12 protein-coding genes are annotated in these 19,473 nt (G+C 45.1%); 8 read left to right on the top strand and 4 right to left on the bottom strand.

Annotated features, from left to right (window positions below):
* The first annotated feature begins 21 nt into the window (after positions 1–21).
* The 4 genes from tldD (at position 22) to pbpC (ending at position 10,951) form a co-directional block, all read left to right on the top strand.
* Positions 22–1,470, top strand: a complete 1,449-nt coding sequence (tldD, locus tag LIN98_RS07890; RefSeq protein ID WP_005545302.1) for a metalloprotease TldD — start codon at positions 22–24, stop codon at positions 1,468–1,470.
* Between the two features lie 50 nt (positions 1,471–1,520).
* A complete protein-coding gene (locus tag LIN98_RS07885) occupies positions 1,521–7,292 on the top strand; it encodes an alpha-2-macroglobulin (protein WP_005545300.1) in 5,772 nt (1,923 codons plus the stop codon).
* 165 nt (positions 7,293–7,457) lie between these two features.
* Complete coding sequence (locus LIN98_RS07880) at positions 7,458–8,474, top strand: YeiH family putative sulfate export transporter (RefSeq protein WP_005585930.1); 1,017 nt, start codon at positions 7,458–7,460, stop codon at positions 8,472–8,474.
* Positions 8,475–8,593: 119 nt separating this feature from the next.
* Complete coding sequence (pbpC, locus tag LIN98_RS07875; RefSeq protein ID WP_041915481.1) at positions 8,594–10,951, top strand: penicillin-binding protein 1C; 2,358 nt, start codon at positions 8,594–8,596, stop codon at positions 10,949–10,951.
* Between the two features lie 109 nt (positions 10,952–11,060).
* On the opposite strand, the gene LIN98_RS07870 is transcribed toward pbpC, so the two are convergent.
* The 3 genes from LIN98_RS07870 to LIN98_RS07860 form a co-directional block, all read right to left on the bottom strand.
* Positions 11,061–11,735, bottom strand: a complete 675-nt coding sequence (locus LIN98_RS07870; protein WP_005541897.1) for a 3-keto-L-gulonate-6-phosphate decarboxylase UlaD — start codon at positions 11,733–11,735, stop codon at positions 11,061–11,063.
* Between the two features lie 76 nt (positions 11,736–11,811).
* A complete protein-coding gene (locus LIN98_RS07865) occupies positions 11,812–12,273 on the bottom strand; it encodes a PTS sugar transporter subunit IIA (RefSeq protein WP_005572227.1) in 462 nt (153 codons plus the stop codon).
* A gap of 54 nt (positions 12,274–12,327) precedes the next feature.
* Positions 12,328–14,100: a PTS ascorbate-specific subunit IIBC gene (locus LIN98_RS07860; RefSeq protein WP_014167709.1), complete on the bottom strand. Its 1,773-nt coding sequence runs from the start codon at positions 14,098–14,100 to the stop codon at positions 12,328–12,330.
* Positions 14,101–14,447: 347 nt separating this feature from the next.
* Between LIN98_RS07860 and ulaG the strand changes: the two genes are divergently transcribed.
* The 4 genes from ulaG to araD all read left to right on the top strand — a co-directional run bounded on the left by ulaG (position 14,448) and on the right by araD (position 17,970).
* The gene (gene ulaG, locus LIN98_RS07855; protein WP_005541905.1) at positions 14,448–15,539 is read left to right on the top strand and encodes an L-ascorbate 6-phosphate lactonase; all 1,092 of its coding nucleotides are present in this window, start codon (positions 14,448–14,450) and stop codon (positions 15,537–15,539) included.
* A gap of 91 nt (positions 15,540–15,630) precedes the next feature.
* Positions 15,631–16,380, top strand: coding sequence for an HTH-type transcriptional regulator UlaR (ulaR, locus tag LIN98_RS07850; protein ID WP_005567397.1), 750 nt, complete (start codon positions 15,631–15,633; stop codon positions 16,378–16,380).
* Positions 16,381–16,420: 40 nt separating this feature from the next.
* The gene (locus LIN98_RS07845; RefSeq protein WP_005573669.1) at positions 16,421–17,281 is read left to right on the top strand and encodes an L-ribulose-5-phosphate 3-epimerase; all 861 of its coding nucleotides are present in this window, start codon (positions 16,421–16,423) and stop codon (positions 17,279–17,281) included.
* Positions 17,275–17,970: an L-ribulose-5-phosphate 4-epimerase gene (araD, locus tag LIN98_RS07840; protein ID WP_005567401.1), complete on the top strand. Its 696-nt coding sequence runs from the start codon at positions 17,275–17,277 to the stop codon at positions 17,968–17,970. Before LIN98_RS07845 ends, araD begins: the two co-directional genes overlap by 7 nt.
* Before the next feature lie 82 nt (positions 17,971–18,052).
* On the opposite strand, the gene LIN98_RS07835 is transcribed toward araD, so the two are convergent.
* On the bottom strand, positions 18,053–19,267 hold the full coding sequence (locus LIN98_RS07835; RefSeq protein WP_005545280.1) for an aromatic amino acid transporter: 1,215 nt from the start codon (positions 19,265–19,267) through the stop codon (positions 18,053–18,055).
* Positions 19,268–19,473: the final 206 nt, after the last annotated feature.

Below are 19,473 nucleotides of genomic sequence, written 5' to 3'. Positions count from 1 at the left end.
GATAAAATGACCGAGATTTCTATGTTAAAAAAAGTGACCGAAAGTTTATTGGTGCAGAGCCATTTGACGCTTGCGGATTTGCCGAATGTGTTTGATACCTTGGCGCAGCGCAATGTGGATTATGCGGATTTGTATTTTCAGCTCAGTCAGGACGAGAACTGGGTGTTGGAAGACGGGATTATTAAGGAAGGCGGGTTTCATATTGATCGCGGCGTGGGCGTGCGTGCGGTGAGCGGTGAGAAAACCGGTTTCGCTTATTCCGACCAGATTAATTTAGCCAATTTACAGCAATGTGCGCAGGCAGTGCGTGGCATTGCGCAACCTTCTCAATGTAATTTTATTCTGCCGGTGAAGTTTAACCCGGTGGACGCGACTTTGCGTTATCAGCCGATTAACCCGTTGCACAGTTTAAGTCAGGAACAAAAAATCGAACTCTTGCGTTTGGTGGACAGAACCGCCCGTGCGGAAGATCCGCGTGTGGTGCAGGTGAACGCCGGGTTAAGCATGGTGTATGAAGAAATGCTGGTGGCGGCGACCGACGGCACGTTAGCGGCGGATATTCGTCCGTTGATTCGGTTGTCCGTTTCCGTGTTGGTGGAACAAGACGGCAAACGTGAACGGGGCGGCGCAGGCGCAGGCGGACGTTTTGCTTTGGATTGGTTCTTTGAAAACTATAACGGCGAGCAAAGTGCGGTCTATTTTGCCAAAGAAGCGGTGCGCCAGGCGTTGGTGAATTTAAGCGCGGTTGCGGCACCGGCAGGGTTAATGCCGGTGGTGTTAGGCGCAGGTTGGCCCGGCGTGTTGTTGCATGAGGCGGTTGGACACGGTTTGGAAGGCGATTTTAATCGCAAAGAAAGCTCTTTGTTTACCGGCAAAATCGGTGAATTGGTGACATCGCCGCTGTGTACCATTGTGGATGACGGCACGTTAATGGATCGTCGCGGTTCTGTTACCGTGGACGATGAAGGTGTGCCGAGCCAACATAATGTTTTAATTAAAAACGGCATTTTGCAGAAATATATGCAGGATAAAATGAATGCCCGTTTGATGGGCGTGCAACCGACAGGGAACGGTCGCCGTGAATCTTATGCTCATTTGCCGATGCCGCGCATGACCAACACTTATATGCTGGCGGGCAAAGATAAATTTGAGGATTTGGTGGCATCGGTGGAACAAGGGATTTTCGCACCGCACTTTGGTGGCGGACAAGTGGATATTACCTCCGGCAAATTTGTGTTTTCCACCTCTGAAGCCTATTTGATCGAAAAAGGAAAAATCACCAAGCCGGTGAAAGGGGCAACCCTCATCGGCAGCGGCATCGAAGTAATGCAAAATGTGTCTATGGTTGCCGACGAAGTGGAATTGGATCACGGTGTAGGCACTTGCGGTAAAGAAGGTCAAAGCGTACCGGTAGGCGTGGGGCAGCCGGCGTTGAAAATCGATCAGATTACCGTGGGCGGCACAAACTAACAGACGTTAAATTGATTAGCAGAATATTATTTTAGGAACGGAGAAGTCCTATGCAGAGCAAAATAAAATTTTCAGTACTTGGCGCACTCGTGCTGGCTGCCGCAGCAGGTGGTGCTTATTGGTATCAACACCAAAAAACCGATGGCGGCAATACGATTAAAGTGAAATTTAATCCGATTGAGCAAACGTCTTACGGTCAATCCGGTGAAGGGCAAACGACAAATACGATTTACCCGTTAAGCGTGGAATTCAGCGGCGCGGCGGCACCTATTGACAAAGTAAAAAGCGAAATCACCCAGGGTATAAAAATGGAACCTGCCATTGAGGGGAAATGGATCTGGTCAAGCGACTATTTGCTTAGCTTTACCCCGACGCAGGATTGGCCGACAGGGCAAGAATATAAAATTACCTTGGATAAGAAAGTATTAAATCCAAGTTTGACTTACGCGAAATCCGTTACGGATACCCATTCCGTGAAAACTCAGCCTTTTAGTGTGGTGGAATCCGAATCGGAATTTTATCAGGATCCGAATTTATCCCATATTCGCCATGCGTTGACTCATTTGGTGTTTTCCAACCCGGTGGATCCGAAAGATTTGGAAAAAGCGGTTGAAGTGAACTTGGTGCATAAAAATCAAGATCAGTCGCTGAATTTGATTAACCCGTTGAAATTTAAAATTCGTTATTCCGATAATAAGCTGGAAGCTTGGATTAGGTCCGATGAACTTTCTTTGTCCACCCAGCCGAATCAATTTGTACAGACCAAAATCAGCCGGGCATTACGCGCGAAAACCGGGGCGAATACTTTAGAAAGAGAAATTACCAAACTGGTGCAAGTGCCGTCGAAATATAGTCTGCAAAATTCCCACAACAGCTTCAAAATCGTTAACAATCAGAAAAATGAAGCAGATCAGGTATTAACTTTCAACTTTAATTATGGGGTGAAAGGGAAAGACATTGCCGATAATTTAAGCGCAGTGTTACTGCCTGAACCGCCGGAAGGTAAAAGCTGGGAAGTGGAAAAATTAACCGAGGCCGTAGTGAAGCGTGGTGAACGCATTCAACCGGAGCTTATTCCAAGTGAACGTCCGTATGCCAACAATCAATCCTTCCGTTTTAATATTCCGGAAGGGCGTTGTCTTTATTTGCAGTTGGATAATAAATTCACCGCATTAGGCGGCTACCAATTGAAAAAAGCTATCGGTAGCCTGGAATGTGCACCGAATTATCCGACTTATGTGAACTTTGTGGGGAAAGGTTCCTTATTGTCTCAATACGGCGATGGCAAAGTTACACTTGCTGTGCGTAATACAGATCGTGTGCGATTGGATATTGGTCGTGTGCAGGCGGAACAATTGCGCCATGTGGCAAATTTGAATAGCAAAAATTTCCAAAAACCGGATTTAGGCAACTTGAAATTTGATGACATCGCAACCTTTAAAACGGAAACTCTGACCGTTGCCAATCGCGATCCTCGCAAATCCGATTACCTCAGCGTGGATTTATCACAAAGAGGTTTACCGAAGCAAGGGATCTTCTGGGTGAAGGCAAGTGCGGTCAATGCTAAGGATAAATCTGAAGGCGGTAGTTTAAAAGACCGTGGTGATGACGATGGCTATTATTTTGATGCTGATCCGGATTCACAAAAAAGTGATTACCGTTTAATCATCTTGACAGATTTAGGTATCATTACCAAAAAAGCGGCGGACGGCACACAATCCGTATTTGTACAATCAATTGCAAGCGGCGCGCCGGTTTCAAGTGCTCTGGTGAAAGTGATTTCCCGCAATAACACCGTTATCGCCAGCCAATACACTAACAGACTTGGCGTTGCCCAACTCCCTTCTTTAGAGAATTATAAGCAGGAGCTTGAGCCGGTGATGTATTTGGTGGCACGCGGGCAAGATCAGTCATTCTTGCCGATTGATAAATCCGACCGTACATTAGATTTCTCCCGTTTTGATATTCGCGGTCAGGAAATGTCACAGGAACAAAATGCTATTAAAACGTTCCTGTTTAATGATCGTGGTATTTATCGCCCGGGCGAATCTGTCCATATTGGCATGATCAGTAAGGCATTGGATTGGAAGAAATCCTTAGCCAATGTGCCGTTGACGTTGGAAGTTACCTCGCCGTCCGGTAAAACCCAATGGCAAAAGAATATTCGTGTGAGCGAAAGCGGCTTTAATGAGCTGACTTACCCGCTATCGGATAGTGCGGAAACCGGCGAATGGCTGGCACATATTTATATTGGTCAGCAACAGGAGAAAATTGATGTAGGTTCCATGACATTCCAAGTGCAGGAATTTGAACCGGATACCTTAAGAATCAATACGATGTTTGATAACAGCCAACAGCTGGGCTGGGTTTCGCCACAAGATTTGAATGCTACCGTGCATTTAACCAATTTATTCGGCACACCGGCACAAAAACGCAGAGTGGCAGCGAATATTATGCTGCATGCTATTTTCCCAAGTTTTCCGCAGTATAAAAATTATCAATTCTATGATAATCAGCGTAACAAAAATGCCATTTTGTTAGAAACTGAATTGCAGGATCAAACGACAGATAATAACGGTAATGCGATTTTTGCCTTGAATTTGGAGCATGAAGCGGAAAATACCGTACAAATGTTGTATTTCACGGCGGATGGTTATGAAAATAACAGCGGTCGCGGTGTGTCTAAAGTGCAATCGATATTGGTTTCTGCGCAACCTTGGTTAGTGGGCTACAGCAGCGCGCAAGACTTAAATTATTTAAGAGAAAAGAGCGAGAGCAAGGTAAATTTAATCGCTATTAATCCAAGCCTGCAAAAAACCTCAGTGCGAGGATTAAGTGCGGTGCTAATGGAACGTAAATATGTTTCCGTGCTAACCGAGCAGCGTTCCGGTGCCTATAAATATGAATCCAAAATGGTAGAAAGCCAGCTGGATGAAAAACCGCTTAATATCGATCAGAACGGTTCGGATTTTGCTTTGAATACCGAGCGTAGCGGCGATTTCGTGTTAGTGATTAATAATCAATACGGCGAAACCGTCAACCGTATTCCTTATACGGTTATCGGTAACAGCAATGTTACGGTTGCCATGGATAAAAACACCGAACTTAAGTTGAATCTGAACAAAAAACAATTTATGCCGGGTGAAGAAATCGAAGTAGCAATTAACGCGCCTTATGCAGGCAGCGGTTTAATCACTATCGAACGCGAGCGTGTGTATACTCATAAATGGTTTAAATCCACAACCAATCGTTCGGTACAAAAAATCAGAATCCCGGAGAATTTTGAAGGCAGCGGTTACATTAATGTGCAATTCTCCCGCGATATGCAATCTGATGACATTTTCACCAGCCCGCTAAGTTATGGTGTGGCACCATTTAGTGTTAATGTAGATAACCACCGTTTGAAGGTAAATCTGAGTGCGCCGCAACAAGTGAAATCCGGCGAGAAAGTCAAATTTACGTTATCTACTGACAGACCAAGTAAAGCCGTGATTTATGCGGTGAACGAAGGCATTTTGCAGGTAGCGGGGCATAGACAGGAGGATCCGTTACAATTTTTCTTCCCGAAATATGCGTTGCAAGTGGAAACTTTGCAAATTCTGGATCTGATTTTGCCGGAATTCCGTAAAGTGTTGCAGTTTGCGCAAACCGGTGGTGACGCCGAAGAGACAGCTGCACTAGCAAAGGCCATCGCAGCGAATACTAATCCGTTTAAACGTAAAACCGACAAACCGGCGGTGTTCTGGTCAAATATCATTGATGTGGACGGCACAAAAACCGTGACTTATCAAGTGCCGCAAGGTTTTAACGGCAATCTTAAAGTGATGGCGATTGCTGTGACAAACGATGGTTTGCAAATGAATATCGGTCAAACGGAAACCTTAGTGCGTGATGATATGGTTTTGTCACCAACTGCTCCGATTACTTTAGCGCCGAATGACGAAACCAAAGTGAGTCTGACTGTTTCCAATAACACGAAAAGCAAGCAAAACGTTCTGGTTCAACTCAATGTGGCACCGCAATTCCAAGTGTTGAGTAATGCGCAAACCGCGATTATGTTGGAGCCGATGAGCGAAGGTGTCGTGAATTTCCAGTTGAAAGCCACGGACCAGCTCGGTAGCGGTATTTTATACTTCACTGCCGCGTATTTGGATGAACAGCAACAACCGGCGCAGGTTGAGCGAAAATACGGTATTTCCGTTCGTCCATTAACGGCAAAACAGCAATTCATCAAAGTGGGTGAAGTGGCGGCGAATCAACAGGCTCAAAGCGGCTTTCCGAATGTATTATTCCCGCAACTACGCGAGCAAACCGCGCTGATTTCGCCTGCACCGTTAGCCTTGGCGCAAGGCATAAGCAGTTATTTAGGCAATTACGACAACTTATGCACGGAGCAGATTATCAGCGCTGCCATACCGAATTTGTTATTTGCCAATAATCCTGAATACCAAAGCTTGCTCGGTATCTTGTCGCAAGTGGGAGATAACACCGCGACACAAAGTAGCAAACAGCAAATTCAGAGTAATCTGAACCGCGTCTTTAGTTTGTTGCCGGCACGTCAAACTGTTAACGAAGGTTTTGGCTTGTGGTCGGGATTAGATGAGGATGACGGATTTTTAACCGCTTATGTGGCACATTTCCTAATTGAAGCGCAAGAACACGGTGTGCAATTGCCGGCGGCATGGATTACGCCAAATGGTTTATTTAATAAATCCATCACAGCGTTAGAGCGTTTAAGCCGCCCTGAAAGTGAAGATGATTTAGCCATGTTGCGCCAGCGTGCTTATGCTACTTATCTATTAGCACGTTTAGGGCAAGTGCCAAGTGACAGTTTGCTGTCTATTCGCAGCCTATTGGAACGCAATTTCAAAGCGGAAGAATGGCGATTTGATTTAACTGTAGCTTGGCTGGCAGGCGCTTATCAATTGGTGAAACAGGAAGAAGATGCGGATAATCTAATTAGCAATGTGATGGCGAAATTTAATAATTTGCAGCCTAAAAACGCGTGGTTCTACCGAGATTATTTGGATCCGTTGATTGAGAAGGGGGCTGTTTTGTATGTATTAGCGCGTCATTTCCCTGAACAGGCGGAACAATTATCCGACACCTTATTAAGTAGCATCGTGAAGGATTTAAACGACAATCGTTATAACACCTTGTCTTCCGCTATGGTGTTGTTGGCGTTAGATGCTTATAGTAAGCAACATGCCGAACAAATTGCAAACCTGCATATTCAGCAGGACGGGCAAAATATTGGCGGCGTGCAGGGGGCCTTCGTGTTAGCCAATATCAATGCGGATAAAGCGCAATTAAATTTCGTCAACCAAAGCACGCAAAAAGCCTGGTATGCCATTAGTCAATCCGGTTATGTACAGCAGGCGCCTGCCGAAGCAATTAAAAACGGTGTGGAAATCGACCGCACTTATTTAGATCAAGAAGGCAAACCGGTGACTTCAGTGAAACTTGGCGATGTGATTAACGTACAAGTTAGGGTGCGTTCATTACAAAATGAACTGGATAATATGGTGATTACCGATCTCTATCCGGCAGGTTTTGAAGTGGTGAACAGTAATGGCGATGAAACCGTGAATGTCAAAGAAGGTGACATAATTTATATGTTTAACTTCATTCATCGCGATTTGCGTGAAGATCGTATGTTGAGTTACGGTTCAGTGGGTGATACTACTACGGTGATTAACTACCAATTAAAAGCCGTAAACGCGGGTAAATTCCAAATTCCGCGCGCCTATACGGAAAATATGTACAACCGCACGGTGAACGCACAGTCTGCCGATAAAGGTTATATTGAAGTTATACAATAACTATTTGAAAAATAAAAACTCTCCTCAGCTCGACGGAGAGTTTTTTTCTTTTTTGCAATAAGCCATATTTCTAGTTTTATTGATTAAAGTGCGGTGAGAATCAACTGCATTTTTTTATTTTCTCGGCGTATAATGAAGCCTCTTTTCCCTTTTATAATAAATAAAATGAAAAATCGAACATTATACTTAGGGCTAATTTGTGTCGCTTTTTTAGCACTAATAGCCGAAAAAATAAGCCAAACGACATTTGCTCTTCAGTTACATTTAAGTGCATTAATCATCGCAATTTTGCTGGGGATGATATTTGGTAACAGTGTTTATAAAGGATATGAGAAGCACCTTGAAAAAGGCATTTTATTTGCAAAAGGACAAATTTTACGGATAGGGATTGTATTGTATGGCTTTCGGCTTACTTTGCATGACATTGCGCAGGTCGGCATGAATGCGATTTTAACGGATGCCCTGATGTTACTCTCTACGTTTTTTCTGACCTGCTTCATCGGGATCCGTTACCTTAAAATGGATAAACAACTTGTTTATCTCACAGCTTCCGGTTGTAGCATTTGTGGCGCTGCTGCAGTGATGGCGGTAGCGCCGGTCACTAAAGCGGAATCTCATAAAGTTTCGGTAGCAATTGCTGTGGTGGTGATTTTTGGTACACTTTCCATTTTTCTTTATCCGTCTTTATATTCTTGGGTAGGCGTATTGATTACCCCGCACCAGTTTGGTATTTATGTGGGTTCCAGTGTGCATGAGGTAGCTCAGGTGTATGCCATAGGTGGCAATATTAGCCCCGTTGTAGCGAACACGGCAGTCATTACCAAAATGATTCGGGTAATGATGTTGGCGCCATTCTTGTTGGGATTGTCTTGGTTGCTTAACAAAGATTCTCAAGGCGGGGAACAACGTAAAATTATCATTCCATGGTTTGCCCTTTGGTTTATTGCGGTTGCGGTATTCAATTCTTTCAATTTATTGCCGGATTTTTTAGTGAAACTTTTAGTCGAACTGGATTCTTTGTTACTCGTTACTGCGATGGCGGCATTAGGATTAACTACACACCTCGGCGCAATTAAACAGGCAGGATTAAAACCGTTAATTCTCGGCACATTGATTTATATTTGGTTAATCGTCGGCGGATTCTTTTTGAACTATGAAGCAGCTCTCTTTTTCTCGTTGTAGAAAAGTGAGTTGGTTGTGGGTTGTTTAATTCAAAAGTAAATTATTATTTTTAATATCTTATTAAAATACATCAGGAACATACCGCACTTTTCTGAGTGCTTTTATCCATAATTGATTTTATGTCACAGATATCCCGTAAAAGTCTTTATTTTGTTCTATGCGGCTTATTGCTTACCTGCATAGGGGGGCGTTTTTTACCTCACATTCCGTTAAAACAGCGTTTCCCTTATTCCGTCGCGGTGTATGATGAACAGCAGAATCTGTTACGCCTGACCACGGCAAAGGATCAGAAATATCGTCTTTGGACGCCGTTGGAAGAACTTTCACCACAACTGGTGGATGCAGTGTTATTTCAGGAAGACGAATGGTTTTATTATCATTTCGGGGTCAATCCTTACGGTTTATTGCGCGGGGCGACACAAACCTATTTATTCGGCGGCTCACCGCAAGGCGGTTCGACTATCACCATGCAACTGGCGCGAATATTGTGGAGTATTGATAGCCGCAACATCGGCGGGAAAATCGAGCAGATTCTACGCGCCGTTCAGCTGGAATTACAGTATTCCAAACGGGAAATTCTGGAAGCCTATTTCAACTTTGCTCCTTATGGACGGAACATTGAAGGGGCGGGCACAGCGAGCCTGATTTATTTTAACCGTGCCAATAAGAACCTGAATTTGGCGGAAGCCATGACCTTGGCGATTTTACCGAAAAATCCGAACGCTTACATTCAGCAGAACAATCAGCAACTTAATCCGCAGCTTTTTAATGCGCGTAATAAACTTTATGCCCGCTGGGTGGAAAGCCATCCGAAAGATCGTCAATGGCAGTCGCATTTCAAATTAAATTACCCGTTGCGCCCGCTTGAAAAACTCCCGTTTTTTGCACCGCACTTTACCGATCAAGTGTTGCAACAATACGTCGAAAGCGAGGCGATTCAAAACGGACGAATCATTACCGGCTTAAACAGCGGTTTACAGCGTTTGGTGGAGCGCATTAGTTTGCGTTATCTGCAACAGCAAAAACCGTATGGCGTGAATAATCTTGCCGTTCTGCTGGTGAATAATCGCACCATGCAAATTAAGGCGCTGGTGGGTTCCGGCGATTATTTTAATCAACATATCAGCGGGCAGATTAACGGCACGCTGGCAAAGCGATCTTACGGTTCCACGTTAAAACCGTTTATTTATGGCTTGGCGTTTGATCAAGGTTTGGTACACCCCAAAACGATTTTAAAAGATTTGCCTACCACCTTCGCCGATTATCAACCGGAAAATTATGAAGGCAATTTTCTGGGACCGGTAAGCGTTACGCAGGCGTTACTGCAAAGCCGTAATATTCCGGCGGTAGGCATGGCGCAAAGGCTGAAATATCCCGATCTTTACGATTTACTTAAACAGGCAAAGATCACCTTGCCGAAGGAGAAAGCACATTACGGGTTGTCATTAGTGCTGGGCGGCGCGGAGCTTTCCATGCAACAATTGGCGGGGCTATATGCCGCCCTTGCCAATGGCGGGCAATGGCAACCATTACAAACATTAAAGCATTCGCCGGCGACGCAAAGCGCCACCTTACTAAGCTCCGAAAGCAGCTATATGCTGGGCGATATTTTGTCGCAGAATATTCGTACCGATATTTACAACAAAGCCATCAAAACCAAACTGCCGATTTATTGGAAAACCGGTACGTCAAACGGCTTGCGCGATGCCTGGACGGCAGGCTATTTCGGCAATTACACGCTGGTGGTGTGGTTCGGCAATTTTAACAATAAAAGTAACCCGCACTTTATCGGTCGCCGCCTTGCCGCGCCGTTATTTTTACAACTGGCGGACAGCATTATTGCGCAATACCCGAACATGAAAGACCCGCTTAGCCGTGACAAGCTGAACTTAACGGAAGTTGCTGTGTGTGCCGCCGACGGCAACCTGCCGAACAAATATTGTCAGCAGCTCACGAAGACGTTGTTTATCCCGGGTAAATCGCCTATTCAGGTGAGCAATATCTATCAAAAATTACGCGTGCGCAAAGGCACAGACGTCCTGGCTTGCGCAACGGATCCGAATGCGCAAACGGAGCAAAAAATTTATGAAATCTGGGGCAGTGACTATCAAAAAATGTTTGCGCAGGCGGGCATCATGAAACGCAATCCCATCGTCAACGTCGAATGCCCTTACGAGCAACAAAACCAGTCCTTGCAACACATTACGCATAATCCGCTGAAGATGACATCGCCACTGGAAAACCGCACTTACTACATCAATATGAACAGCCCGGAAAACCACATTCCGCTGACCGCGACAACCTCCGGCGAAGTTCAACACCTTTATTGGTTCGTGAATAACGTCTACTTAGGCGAAAGCCCCGCCTCCAAAGCCTTCTTATGGCAACCCACCAAAAGCGGCACCTACCAAATCACCGTCGCCGATGAACAAGGACACAGAACCGGTGTGAGCGTGGTGGTGAGTGTGGTGAGGTAGGGGGAAAATAAGGAAGATGGGAAGCGATAAACTTTAAAATTCACTGTAAAAATAGACCGCACTTGGCGTTGCTCGATCAAAGTGCGGTCATTTTTTTCGGTGTTTTTAATTACCAGTATTGATTGATTTGTTCGCGGATGGCTTCGGCGGTAGCTTTGCCGTTTTCGCCCACTAATGCGCGGCCTGCGATGAAGGCTTTGGCGTTTTTGATGTCTTTGAATAAATGAATGTCTTTTGGCACGATGCCGCCGGTGATGGAGAGTTCAAGCCCTAAAACCGATAATTGCTTCATGAGCTCCACGTCTTCCGCTGTCCAACCTTTGCCGGCAAGTTCGGCATCCCGTGAGCGGTGGTAAATGGCTTGCGTCACACCCAACGCAACCCAGTCTTTGGCGTCATCTAATGTCCAGTTGCCGTAAATTTCGATTTGGATTTCTTTTTTCACTTTGAGATCCGGGTGCTCTGCGTTGAATTCGTCGGCAACTTTTTTGCATGCTGCTTTGGTGGCCGGGTGGGCGGCGGCGGAGACGGTGAGCCAGTCGGCACCGGCTTCAAATGCCATTTTGGCTAAAATGGCGCCGCCGTCGGTGGTTTTTAAATCGCATACGATAATGTGATTCGGGTGAAGGGCGCGTAGGGTGGACACCGCTTTCATGCCTTCGGCGCAGGCAAGAATGGTGCCCACTTCAATAATTTCCACTAAATTTTCCGCTTGTTTGGCGTCGGACACGGCTTTTTCTAAGCTCAGTGAATCTAAGGCGATTTGAAGTAATGGTTTGTTCATTTTTGTTTTCCTCTGTCAATTTTCATTCATAAAAGTGCGGTTGATTTTGGCGACGTTTTTCAACCGTGCATTTGGATTAAGCATTCAGTGTGGCATCAATTACGGCAAGCACCTCTCCCGTAGTTTTGCAATCCAGGAATTTTTGGATGTTCACACCGTCATCGCTGTTGGGATCGTCGAAGATTTGGGTGATTTCCATAATGCCTTCCATGTGGGAATTGGAATCGCTGCCGGCAAGAGTGAGTAGCACGGAAATGGATTCGCCGTCGAGATCTACCGGCACGCTTAATGTGGTTAAGCCGAATGCGGTTTTAATTACACCTTCTTCCGGGCGGGCGTGCGGCATGGCAAGCCCCGGGGCGAGAACGATATAAGGCCCGAACTTTTTGATGTTGTTGACAATATTGTCATAATAACGCGGTTCTATGGCACCTGAAGCGACCAGTAAATCCGTACCGATTTTAATGGCTTCTTCCCAGTTGGATGCAGATTGGTTGAGTCTGATGGAATTATTTTCGATAAGGGATTCTTTTAGCATGACGTTACTCCTTTTGATACCTAACTTCCCCTACAGCGTAGGGGAAGTCAGTGATTAGGCAGAATGATGTTTATTGATTAACTCGACCAATTCATCGCCGAAAGAGTTAGGGTTAAGCATATTTTGCACGCCGAGTACGGCTTTGCCTTCGCCCACTTCAATTTCGCCGGCTAAGTGTTTGGATGCAACGATAATATCCACTTCGTTGAGTTTACCTTTATAGTCGGTCACTGCGCAGGAATCCATAATATTTGGAATGCCACGTTTGTCCAGATAACCTTTGATCTTCATTTTCATCATCATAGAAGAACCTTGACCGGAACCGCATACGGCTAAGATACGAATCGGGCACTCACCGCTTTGTTCGGCAGGTTGCGCTTCACGTTGTATTTCGGTCACCGGTTCGTCGTCTAAGTTGTAACCGTCCATTTGCTCCAAGGTTTTGCCTGCAGCAGCGGCAGCAGCTTCGTCGGCACGCAATTTTTTAGAAGCGAAGAACATATAAACCAAGGAAAGGGCGACGATAACAAAGAAGAAGAACGGAATGCTCACAATACCTTGCAAAACAGGTGGGAATAATAACGCCCAGTCCGCCATACCCATCCAACCGTTGAAGGTAGTGCCTTGGGTTGCTAAGAGTTGAATAACCCAGGCGGAACCTAATACTTCAATGATCCCCATCACGAAACAGATTTTCATGACCGCTTTCCAGCCGCCGAAGTGGTTGGCGAAGACGCCGATGGTGGCGTTAGAGAAGAACATCGGGATAAAGCCCGGAATGATTAAAATCGGTGCGCTGAAGCCGAGCAGGATACCTACCGCCACGAATTGACCGATGGCACCCCACATGAAACCGAATACCATGGCGTTAGGGGAGAAGGCGTAAATCGCTGCACAGTCAATGGCGAGTACCGCATTTGGAATCACCCGTTCGGAAATCCCCTTAAAGGCTTCCGATAATTCGGCGACGAACATACGCACACCCATAACGATAATTTGAATGGCGACGGCGAATTTTAAACCGGTTTCCAAAATGTAAATTGACCAGTGAGTTTTGCCCGCCATGGTTTGCAGATTATCCAGTCCGAAGGAAAGTAAAATAATCCCGAAGAAGACGGACATAACAATAGCGGTGGCGGAGATGCTGTCGTGGAAAATATGTAACCATTTCGGTAAATCCATGTGATCCACGTTGTCATTTTTATCACCCAGTTTCGGTGCGATTTTGGTGGCAATCCATGAGGCGACCTGTTGTTGGTGACCAATGGAGAAGCCCGCACCGCCGGTAACTGATTGGGTTGCTTTATACATAATGTTAGAGGAAATCCCCCAATATAATGCCATGATGACTGCTGTATAAACGATGGTTTCCCACATGGAAGCACCGATGATCATATAGAACACCGCAACCAAACCCGCCTGCTGGAACATGATATGGCCGGTAAGCATGATGGTACGAATACCGGTAAAGCGTCTGAATACCACTAATAAAATGTTCAATGCCAGTGCCAATAATACGGCATAGCTGACCCAACCGTAGTTATCTCCCATGGTTTGGATGGTCGCCTGCATGCTGGTGTAAGGGTCAATGACTGCACCGGTTAAATTATGGAACTTTGCCAGATTTTCAATAATTGGTTTAAAACCGGCAACCAATGTGGCCGCCCCCACTTGTACCAACATAAAGCCCACGATGGTTTTAATCGTGCCTTTGATAATAGTTGCTGTGTCTTTTCTTAACAGAATATAACCGATACAGGCTACGATACCGAGCAGTAAGGGCGCTTTAGATAGGATCTGTTCGTTGATCCACATGAAGATTTCCATGGTAATGCTCCTTGAAATGTAGAGTTAATATAAATATTCATGCGTAAATTTCGTTTGTTGGCGGCGGATAATAAATATTTATAATGATTTTTCAAAGATGTTTTTTGATAAAATGTGAGCAATGTCACGATTTATTTTATTGAAATACTTATGTGTGATTAGAAATTTCGAATCAAGAGTTGGCGTTGTTATCTAAGGTTAAAATGTTAGCTAAGTCTGGAATTTAATAAATTTTTAACATATTTTAATAGAAAAATTTAAAAAAAAATATTCCATTAATGAAAATGATTGTTTATGATTATAAATGATTAAATTATTCTACTAAACCTAAAAAAAGGAGTTATTGTATGGCTAAAGTTAATGAAATCACCCGTGAAAGTTGGATCCTTTCTACTTTTCCTGAATGGGGCACTTGGTTAAATGAAGAAATTGAGAACGAAGTTGTTCCCGAGGGCAATTTTGCCATGTGGTGGTTAGGTTGTGTCGGTGTGTGGATAAAAACCCCCGCGGGCGCCAATATTTGCATGGACTTATGGTGCAATCGTGGTAAGAGTACTAAAAAAGTAAAAGACATGGTGCGCGGTCACCAAATGGCGAACATGGCAGGCGTGCGTAAATTACAACCGAACCTGCGTGCCCAGCCAATGGTTTTGGATCCGTTTGCCATTAACGAAGTGGATTTCATTTTAGCCTCCCATTATCACAGCGATCATATTGATGTAAACGTTGCGGCGGCAATCGTAAATAACCCGAAATTGGATCATGTGAAATTTGTTGGTCCATGGCATTGCGCCGAATTATGGAAAAATTGGGGTGTACCGGAAGAACGCATCATTATCGTTAAACCGGGTGATATGGTGAAATTAAAAGATGTCGAAATTTACGCCTTGGATTCTTTCGACCGCACTTGCCTGGTGACATTGCCGGTTGAAGGTGCGGAAGAACAAGGCGGTGAATTAAAAGGGCTTTGCCCGTCTGATGAAGAAATGGGACGTAAAGCGGTGAACTATGTGTTCAAAACACCGGGCGGTAATATTTACCATGGTGCAGATTCGCATTATTCCATTCAATTCGCCAAGCACGGTAAAGATTTCGATATTGATGTGGCACTGAATAACTATGGTGAAAATCCGGTGGGGATTGCCGATAAAATGACTTCAATTGATTTACTCCGTATGGCAGAATGTTTGCGTACCAATGTTATCATTCCTGTTCATCACGACATTTGGACCAACTTTATGGCGAGTACCGATGAAATTCTTGCGCTATGGCGTATGCGTAAAGATCGTTTGCAGTATAAATTCCATCCGTTTATCTGGGAAGTCGGCGGTAAATATGTGTACCCGCGTGATAAAGATTTGATTGAATATCATCATCCGCGCGGTTTTGATGATTGCTTTGAGCAGGAACCGAACATCCAGTTTAAATCCATGCTTTAAGTTAAATAAAATATTGCCGTCGCTTTTTAGCGGCGGCAATTCTCAGGCAGTTCATTAGGTTATGGATGTAGGAAATGAAAAGGAAAACATAATGAACGAACGTTATCGTCATAATCAAATATTAGATTTACTGAAAGAGCGAACCCTTCTTTCGACCAACGAAATTATCGATACCTTTAACATCTCGCCGGCAACAGCACGTCGCGATATTAATAAATTAAATGCGCAAGGGTTGCTTAGAAAAGTCCGTAACGGCGCCGAATACCTTGCCTTTAACGGTAAACAATATGCGCAGCCCCGTGTTGTTAATAATGCCGAAGAAAAACAACGCATTGCCGAAGCCGCAGCAAAACTTTGTGAAAACGGGCAAAGCGTCGTACTGACTTGCGGCACCACCATGCAAATGCTGGCGGATAGCCTGTGCGGATGCAATGTACAGATCATTACCAACTATTTGCCTTTGGCTAATTTCCTCATTGAACATAATCATGACGATGTCGTGATTATGGGCGGTCAATATAATAAAAATAAAGCGGTGACTTTATCCCTGAATTCCACTAACGAACCGGCTTATGCCGCCAATATTATGTTTACCAGCGGTAAAGGCATGACCACAGACGGCTTATACAAAACAGATATGATTATCGCCAATTCGGAACAGCATATTTTACCTAAGGTCAGCAAACTGGTTGCTTTGGTTGACAGTTCAAAGCTCGGACGCGAAATGGGCATGCTGTTTAGCGAATTGAAAGATATTGATTTACTGGTGACCGGAAAAGAGGCCGATCCAAAGATTATTCAAGAATTAAAAGACAAAGGATTAGAAGTTATTCTTGCCTGATGTGGCGTTTACTGCTGATCCATAAGTAAAGGAGTGTATTGTGAGAAAACATAAATTGGGTATTTATGAAAAAGCCCTGCCGAAAAATATTAGCTGGCAGGATCGCTTGTCCATCGCCAAAGCCTGCGGTTTTGATTTTGTCGAAATTTCTATCGATGAAAGCGATGAGCGTTTGGCGCGTTTGGATTGGAGCGAAAAAGAACGCATTCAGTTGGTGAAAGCCATTATCAAAACCGGCGTTACCATTCCTTCTATGTGTCTTTCCGGGCATCGTCGTTTTCCTTTCGGCAGCCGTGACGAAGCAACCCGCGCAAAAGCTTATGAAATCATGGAAAAAGCCGTTAAATTAGCCGTCGATTTAGGTATTCGCACCATTCAGTTGGCGGGTTATGACGTGTATTACGAAGAGCAGGACGAAGGCACTATTCAGCGCTTCCAAGAAGGCTTGCAATGGGCGGTGGAATTGGCGGCAAGTAATCAAGTGACCATTGCGGTAGAAATTATGGATACCCAATTTATGAGCTCCATCAGTCGCTGGAAAAAATGGGATGACCTTATCAAATCGCCGTGGTTCACTGTGTATCCGGATCTCGGCAATTTAAGTGCGTGGAATGACAACGTCGCGAAAGAATTGAAGCTGGGCATCGACAAAATCTCCGCCATTCATTTGAAAGACACTTATAAAGTTACCGACACCTGCAAAGGGCAATTCCGTGACGTGCCGTTCGGTGACGGTTGTGTGGATTTTGTTGCCTGTTTCAGAACATTGGCAGAATTGAATTATCGCGGCGCATTTTTAATTGAAATGTGGACGGAAAAAGCGGAAGAACCGATTGCGGAAATTATTAACGCCCGCCGTTGGATTGAACAAAAAATGAAAGAAGGTGGTTTTCCATGTTAGAAACACTTAAAGAAAAAGTCTTAAAAGCAAATCTGGCGTTACCGAAATACAATTTGGTGACTTTCACTTGGGGCAACGTTTCCGCCATTGATCGCGAAAAAAATCTGGTGGTGATAAAACCTTCCGGCGTGGAATACGATGTCATGACCGCCGAAGATATGGTGGTAGTGGATTTATTCACCGGCAAAGTGGTAGAAGGCAGCAAAAAACCGTCTTCCGACACGCCGACCCACTTGGAATTGTATCGCGAGTTCCCGACCATCGGCGGCATCGTGCACACCCATTCCCGCCACGCTACCATCTGGTCACAAGCGGGCGAAGATCTTATCGCCGCAGGCACTACCCATGCCGACTATTTCTATGGTTCCATTCCTTGCACCCGCAAAATGACCCCGGCGGAAATTCAAGGCGAGTATGAATTAGAAACCGGCAAAGTTATCGTGGAGACCTTCCGCAAACGCGGCATCGATCCGAAAGACGTACCTGCCGTATTGGTGCATTCCCACGGCCCATTCGCGTGGGGAACGGACGCCGACAACGCCGTGCATAATGCGGTAGTGCTGGAAGAAATCGGCTACATGAACCTGTTCAGCCGCCAACTCCGCCCGAACCTACAACCGATGCAACAAGAATTACTGGATAAACATTATCTACGCAAACACGGTAAAAATGCTTATTACGGGCAGTAATCAACCGTATTAAAATCCATCTTAAAAACCGACCGCATTTTGATCTTCCCGATCAAAGTGCGGTTATTTTTTCCAGCGTTTTTTAGCCCACTACAAACGGCAAATAACCCGCGCGGATGGCGAAGGGGATGGAGGTGATGATCACGCCCAGGACCAACGCCACCGCCAGTGTTAAATTGCCACCCAAGACTTTATATGGCAGGTTCGGGTGGATTTTGCGCGCTTTCCACACGAGGGCGACCGGTAGGACGACGGCGTAAAAGGCGAACATTTGTCCGGCGTAGCCTAAGGCTAAAATGAAGCCTTGCGGGTAGAACAGGGTGAAAACGATGGGCGGAATGAACGTGAGTAAACCCAAAGAGAAGCGCCTGGTGTGAACATTAAATGAGCGTTTTAACAAGTCTTCTATACATTCCAATAAGCCGATGCCGACACCTAAAAATGAGGTGATGAGTGCTAGGGTAGAGAAGATTTTCACCGCGTTTGCCATGATGCTGCTTTGTGTGATGGTTAAGGTGGCGGTGACCAAACCGTTCAGCGTAGGATCTTGTTGTAAGACTTGTAAAAACGCGTTTTGGGTCAGCAAGCCGTGGGTGGAAAGTTGCCATAAAATGTAGGCGAATAAGGTGATGCCCGAGCCGACTAAAATGGAGATTCTTAGGGCTTTTACATTGCCGCCGAGGTATTTGTTCAGGCTGGGAATGGAGCCATGGAAGCCGAATGCGGTGAAAAACACCGGGCCGGCGGAAATGATGAGGGCGTTATCAATAGGCATTGCCATTAAGTTATCCAGTTTGATTTCCGGCAACATGAGCGCCAATACCACGATGAATGTGCCGATCATAGTGAAAAATAACAAACGGTTGATTTTATCGACGCTGTGCGTGCCGATGACGATAAACATACCGAAGAAAAGGGTGAAGATTAATACGGCGATTTTGCCGGTGGTGTCTTTGTCGGCGATGGTCGGTAGGGTGTCAGCCAATAAGGAACCGCCGCCACTGATGTAAGCGGCGATGAGGGCGTATAAGAAAATGATTAATACGGCGGTGGCGATAATGCGTCCCGGTCGACCGAAATATTGTTCGGCAAGGGTGCCGATGCCGGCGTCGCTCGGGGCGGTTTGGTAAAGTTCGACGAATAACAGCGCGGTAAAGGTGAGTAATCCCCACAAGCCTAATAATAAAAGTAAAGTGAAACTAAATCCGATGCCGGCGGAGGTGAGCGGCATTGCCAGCATGCCGGCGCCAATCATGGTTCCTGCCACTAACAGCGTACTTCCTACGGTTTTGTTCATAGATTTTCCTTATTGTGTATTTAAAAGTTGACGGAGATTGTATTTTAAATTTTACATTCTGTAAAACAAAGATCGTGATATAAGCCGCAAAATCTTAATTTTAGGTGAAATTTATGGGGCGGATTGAGTATAGTAAAAATTTTCATTCCGCTGTAAGGGGTTCCGCCATGACATTACTCAATTACTTTCAGGATTTAGAAACATTA

The organism is Aggregatibacter actinomycetemcomitans, assembly GCF_023518055.1.
In the GTDB taxonomy this organism is placed as follows: Bacteria; Pseudomonadota; Gammaproteobacteria; order Enterobacterales; family Pasteurellaceae; genus Aggregatibacter; species Aggregatibacter actinomycetemcomitans.
Note: the sequence above shows the minus strand (reverse complement) of the source record. Positions and strands in the feature narration are given on the sequence as shown.